Raw genomic sequence first — 4,946 nt, 5'->3', positions numbered from 1 at the left:
GTGGCGCAGTACGACATGGAAGCCTATTACCGCACCGTCCGCAGCCGCTGGTTCGGCACCGGCGATCTCGCCGCCGAGTCGCCGGAGCCTGCCCCCGCCCGCTGATGGGGGAGTTTGCCGCGTCCCGCTGCAAAAAGCGGGACGCGCCCGCATAAAAGTTTTTTGGTTCTTTTTTTCAAAAAAGAACCCTTTCCCGGCCTTCCCCGCACCCCGTGCCATTTTAAGCCGTGTGAAAGCCGCCCTGGCGCATGAGGCATGCTCCCTCGCTCGGAGCCGCCTCATGTTGGGCAAGATGCGCATCCGTACCAGCCTTTTCCTGGGTTTTGGCCTGCTGATCCTGATTGCCGTTGGCATGGCGGTGCTGGGCCTGCGCCAGATGGACACGGTGCAGGATCAGGTCGTTGACCAGTTGGATATCGACGAGCAGGCCACGCGCGTCCTGAATGCCAGCCGCACGCTGGAGACCCTGCGGCGCGCCGAGCAGCGTTTCTATCTCGATCAGGCGGAGAGCAGCCTGCAGGAACTCACCACCGCGCAGCGTGAACTGAATGACCTGTTCGGCGCGATTTCCGGCAACAGCCGGAACGAGGCGCGTGCCGCCATCTACCGCGAACTGCGCGGCCTCTCCGGCGCGCAGGAGCAGGTCTTCATCCGCCTGCGCGGCGCGATCGAGAAATACCTGGCCGCGCGGGCGCAGCTGTTCACCGGCGGCGATGCCCTGACCGCGGCGACCACGCGGCTGGTGGAAAGCCTCGCCCCGCTGCAGCGGCCGGAGCTGACCCAGGCCGGGTGGCAGGTCAACAGCGCGATGCAGCTTCTGCGCATCGCCAACTGGCGCTTCATGGCGACGGGCGACGCCAATGGCCCGGCGACCTTCCGCACCAATGCCGAGCGCGCCGTGGCCTCCCTGGCGGGGCTGGAGCGGCTGGCCCCCGCATCGCTGCCCACCCTGCAGCCGGTGCGGCAGGCGATGGAAGCCTATATCAGCAATTTCCAGGTCTATTCCGAGAGCCGGCTGCAGGCCGACGAAATCTATACCCGCGAATTGCGCCCCGCGCGCCGCGACATGCAGCGCAGGCTGGCCGATGCCCAGGCCGGGCTGCTGCGCGACCGTGACGCCAGCGCGGCCATGATCCGCGCCGCGCTGGACGCCGCCACCCTGCTGCTGACCATCGCCGCGGCCGCCAGCCTCGTGCTGGGCGTGGTGCTGGCACTGCTGATCGCCGGGGCGATCGCCTCGCCGCTCACCGCCATGACGGCGGCGATGAAGCGGCTGGCCAGCGGCGACAAGGCCGTGGAGATCCCGGGCCGCGGCCAGAGCAACGAGATCGGCGCCATGGCCGGGGCGGTGGAGGTGTTCCGGCAGAACGCGCTGGAGGTGGACCGCCTCGCCCAGGAGCAGGAGGAGGCCAAGCGCCGCGCCGAGCGGCAGCAGGAGGAGGCGCGCCGCCGCCTCGCCGATGAGTTCGAGCGCAAGGTGGGGGAGATGGTCAGCCAGCTCGCCGCCGGGGCCACGCAGCTGGAATCCACCGCGCGCTCGATGAGCGGCATCGCCGGCCATGCCAACCAGCGCGCCGGCGCCGTCTCCAGCGCCGCGCAGGAGGCCGACCACAGCGTGCAGACCGTGGCCGCCGCCGCCGAGGAACTCAGCAGCTCGATCGCCGAGATCAGCCGCCAGGTGACGGAATCGGCCGCCAATACCCGCCGCGCCGTGGAAGCCGCCCAGCGCACCGACACCATCGTGCGCGCCCTCTCCGCCAGCGCCGACAAGGTGGGGGATGTGGTGCAGCTCATCGCCAATATCGCCGGGCAGACCAATCTCCTCGCCCTCAACGCCACGATCGAGGCAGCGCGCGCGGGCGATGCCGGCAAGGGCTTCGCCGTGGTCGCCTCCGAGGTGAAGAACCTCGCCAGCGAGACCGCCAAGGCCACCACCGAGATCAGCTCGCAGATCGAGCAGATCCAGGCGGCGACGCGCGATGCGGTGACGGCCATCCAGTCCATCAACCTGACCATCGACACGGTCAGCACCGTGGCCGGCAATATCGCCGCGGCGGTGGAGGAACAGGGCTCGGCCACCGGCGAGATCGCGCAGAATGTGCAGCAGACGGCGCGCGCCACCGCCGAGGTCAGCCGCAATATCAGCGGCGTCAGCGAGGCCGTGCAGCAGACCGGTGCCGCCTCCACCCAGGTGCTCGGCGCCGCCGGGGGGATTTCGCGGCAGTCGGAACAGCTTTCCGCCGCGGTGAAGGAATTCCTGCGGAGCGTGCGGGCGGCGTAGTTCGGGAAAAAATGTTCTTTTTTGGAAAAAAGAACCAAAAAACTTTTTTCAGTTCTGCGTCCCGCTGTGCCGGGAGACGGCGGCAGCCTGAAAAAAAGTCTTTTTGCTTCTTTTTCTTCAGAAAAAGAAGTTCTTAATGTCTCTCCAGGAAAACGCGCATCGCCCAGGGGCTCCGCGCCTCGCCCCGTTCCGCATCGAAGGCCGAGGAAAAGCCGCGGCGCTGTAGAATCAGTTCCGCCCCGCCTTCCGGCAGGGCGAGATCGAGGCGCAGGAATGCCGCCGGATCGGCGGAGGTCGCGAGCGGGACCAGCCTGCCCGCCTCCCGCCGCCAGATCTCCAGCGCGGGCGTGACGCCGGGGGGGGCCTCGGCGCGCAGGCGCAGGGTGGCGTGGCCGCTGCCGCGCAGCCGCAGCAGCGCCACCGGCCCGAGCCGCACCGCCGGGCCTGAGGACGAGGCATCGGGGCTGCGCCAATGCGCGTCCAGGCCGCCGGGCAGGGTCTGCGCCACCTCCGGCAGCGGCAGGGAGAGCAGGGCCTCCAGCCGCTCCGGGGTGAGGGGCTGCAAGGCCAGATGCAGTGCCCGCAGCAGGGGCAGGGTGGCGCCCTGCGGGCCAGGGGCCTGGGCGGCGTCTTCCAGCAGCGGGGCGGCGGCGGTGAGGTCCCCGTCATGCAGCAGGCGCCGGGCCTTGCGCAGCAGGAAGGGCGGGGCGTGGCTGAAGGCGCGGTGGGCGGCGGCGGCGGCGGCGATGGCGCTGGCCGGCGCGCCTTCCAGCATCCGGGCGATGAAACGGCCCCAGAGGCCGCGTTCCGTCAGGTGGTTGTAGAGGTGGAAGCCCCCTTCCGGGCAGAAGAAGAGGTTCTCCCAGCCGGCGCGGTGGAAGTTCCAGGCGGCTTCCACCTCCAGCACCTCCTGTGCGCCGAAGAGGAGGAGGTAGCGGCGCGGATCGCCCACGGGCTGCGGCTGGGGGCGGGGCAGGGCGGGGGCGGCGTCGAGCCAGGGGGTGGCGCGCGCGGCGCCGCGGCCATGCCGGACCCGGTCAACCGACCAGGAGGGGCCGAGCGCCACCACCCGCGCGCCCGGCCAGAGCGGCGCCAGCAGCAGCGCGCCAAAGGCCCCCATGCTGTGGCCGACCAGCAGGATATCGGCCTCGTCATGCGGGGCGGTGAAGGCACGCAGGGCGTCCAGCAGCGCGTCCCAGCCCTCGGCCGCGTTGTACCAGCTGCGGCTTTGGTCGCGCAGCAGGATGAGGTCGTGATCCCCGGCCTTCATCAGCGGGGCCTGGAAGTCGAAGGCGGTGAGCGGCCCGGCGAGGCTGCGCTGGCTGGTCACGGCGAGGACCAGCCGCCGGGCGCCCGGGCGGCGGTGGAACTCCACCTCATACGCGCCGAAGCGGCGCGGCCCGGTGCCGCCGGGGTCGGTCAGGGGAGGGGGGAGCATGCGGGGGAGGATGCCCTCACCCCGCCGCCGCCGCCAGCCCCGCGACATGGGCGGCCAGGGCGAGGGATGCCGTCAGCCCTGGCGATTCGATGCCGAAGAGGTGGATCAGCCCCTTCTGGCCATGCGCCGCCGGGCCATCGATGCGGAAATCCTGCCCCGGCTGGCCAGGGGCGACGATCTTCGGCCGGATGCCGGAATAGCCGGGTTGCAGCGCGCCCTCCGGCAGGCCGGGCCAGTAGCGGCGGATGGCGGCGTAGAAGCTGTCGCCCCGGCGGGGATCGACCTCGTAGTCGAGGCGCTCCACCCATTCCACATCGGGGCCGAAGCGGGCCTGGCCGCCGAGGTCGATGGTCAGGTGGGTGCCGAGCCCGCCCGGCACCGGCACCGGGTAGATCAGGCGGGAGAAAGGGGAGCGCCCGGCCAGGGTGAAGTAATTGCCCTTGGCGTAGTAGGCGGGGGGGATATGGGCGGGCGGCATGCCCTCCAGCGCGGCGGCGAGGCGCGGCGCGTGCAGCCCGGCGGCATTGATGAGCAGGCGGGCGCGCAGGGTGGTGGGCTCCGCCCCGCCGACGCGCAGTTCCGCCCCTCCCTCCGGCAGCAGCCGCCCGCCCTCGACCGGGCTGTTGAAGGCGAAGAGGGCGCCGGCATTCTCGGCATCCCCCTGGAGGGCGAGCATATAGGCGTGGCTGTCGATGATGCCGGTGGAGGGGGAGAGCAGCGCCGCCGTGCAGTGCAGGGCGGGCTCCAGCGCCAGGGCCTCGGCCGTGCTCAGCAGGGTGAGGTCGGGCACGCCATTGGCGGCGGCGCGGGCCTGGATGGCGGCGAGCCGGCCGGCCTCCTCCGCATCGGTGGCGACGATCAGCTTGCCGCAGCGGGCATGCGGCACGCCGCGCCCTGCGCAATAGGCGTAGAGACGCTGCTTCCCCTCGACGCAGAAGCGCGCCATCAGGCTGTCCCGCGGGTAGTAGATGCCGGCGTGGATGACCTCGCTGTTGCGGGAGGAGGTTTCCGTGCCGATGGCATCGGCCGCTTCCAGCACCAGCACCTCGCGCCCGGCCAGGGCCAGGGCGCGCGCCACGGCCAGCCCGACCACGCCGGCGCCCACGACGATGCACTCCATCTCGTCCAAGGCCGATCTCCCCCGTTGTGTCTTGCCCCTGTGCTACTCCCACCCCCCACCCCAGACCAGCCCCCCTGAAAGCGGGGTCCGGGGGGACCTCGTCCCCC

Annotated in this window: 3 protein-coding genes; 1 reads left to right on the top strand and 2 read right to left on the bottom strand. The window is 71.2% G+C overall.

Annotation, left to right across the window (positions count from 1 at the left end):
• The first annotated feature begins 280 nt into the window (after positions 1-280).
• On the top strand, positions 281-2,281 hold the full coding sequence (locus NON00_RS21050) for a methyl-accepting chemotaxis protein (protein ID WP_256024715.1): 2,001 nt from the start codon (positions 281-283) through the stop codon (positions 2,279-2,281).
• A 133-nt stretch (positions 2,282-2,414) separates the two neighbouring features.
• Here NON00_RS21050 and NON00_RS21045 read toward each other — a convergent pair whose 3' ends face one another.
• Both NON00_RS21045 and NON00_RS21040 read right to left on the bottom strand, forming a co-directional pair.
• The gene (locus NON00_RS21045; RefSeq protein ID WP_256024714.1) at positions 2,415-3,719 is read right to left on the bottom strand and encodes a hypothetical protein; all 1,305 of its coding nucleotides are present in this window, start codon (positions 3,717-3,719) and stop codon (positions 2,415-2,417) included.
• A 16-nt stretch (positions 3,720-3,735) separates the two neighbouring features.
• On the bottom strand, positions 3,736-4,839 hold the full coding sequence (locus tag NON00_RS21040; protein ID WP_370688749.1) for an NAD(P)/FAD-dependent oxidoreductase: 1,104 nt from the start codon (positions 4,837-4,839) through the stop codon (positions 3,736-3,738).
• Between the last annotated feature and the right edge of the window lie 107 nt (positions 4,840-4,946).

It is taken from the genome of Roseomonas sp. GC11 (genome assembly GCF_024437745.1).
In the GTDB taxonomy this organism is placed as follows: Bacteria; Pseudomonadota; Alphaproteobacteria; order Acetobacterales; family Acetobacteraceae; genus Pseudoroseomonas.
This window is presented reverse-complemented; position numbering and strand designations above follow the sequence as displayed.

Excerpts from the sequence above, each read along its gene's own strand:
- NON00_RS21050 (WP_256024715.1), top strand. The coding sequence starts at position 281 with ATGTTGGGCAAGATGCGCATCCGTACCAGCCTTTTCCTGGGTTTTGGC.
- NON00_RS21045 (WP_256024714.1), bottom strand. The coding sequence starts at position 3,719 with ATGCTCCCCCCTCCCCTGACCGACCCCGGCGGCACCGGGCCGCGCCGC.
- NON00_RS21040 (WP_370688749.1), bottom strand. The coding sequence starts at position 4,839 with ATGGAGTGCATCGTCGTGGGCGCCGGCGTGGTCGGGCTGGCCGTGGCG.